Genomic DNA, 576 nt, shown 5'->3' on the forward strand with positions numbered 1-576 from the left:
TAACTTATTGCCAGTGGTTAGCTTGTCAATTAACAGCCAGTACAATCAATTTCCAGAAACATCCAGCGTACAAATTCTGACGTCAGGGTTGATCGGTGAGCAGTACATTGGTTTAGTACCAGGGTTTGTTTTTGATGACGAAGCTATGCTGGTAGACGGAGATACCATCGAAGACACTAAATCTGCGTTAGTGCTTGAAGACTTAATTGGTCAGGTACTTTACAGCGTTGGTGGTTCAGACGGTTCAAGTAAGGAATAACTATGTTAGCTAGACTATTACTTTCATTTTCAATGGTGCTTACTGCTTTTGGGGTTGGCGCGGCAGAAGTGGATAAAACTCAGCCATATCAAATGATGAAGCAAGTGGCTGAAGTGACATTTGCCCGACTAAAAGCAGAACAGCCAAAAATCAAACAAGATCCTAATCTATTAAAGGTGATTGTTGAGCAAGAGCTGATGCCTTACGTCAACGACCGTTACGCAGCACTAAAACTGCTTGGCCCTAACTTGAAAGGGGCAAAACGTGAAGACGTGCTAGAGTTTGTCGATGCGTTTCGTGCTTACTTGATTGCGTCT

General features: G+C 42.9%; 1 protein-coding gene and 1 pseudogene. Both read left to right on the top strand.

Features of this window, described 5'->3' with window-relative positions; translation table 11 throughout:
* A pseudogene (locus R7044_RS26920) lies at positions 1–259 on the top strand (outer membrane lipid asymmetry maintenance protein MlaD); the annotation flags it as partial.
* 2 nt (positions 260–261) lie between these two features.
* On the top strand, positions 262–576 hold a 315-nt coding region (locus R7044_RS26925), incomplete at its 3' end, for an ABC transporter substrate-binding protein (protein WP_225456194.1).

The organism is Vibrio sp. 1402 (genome assembly GCF_033340275.1).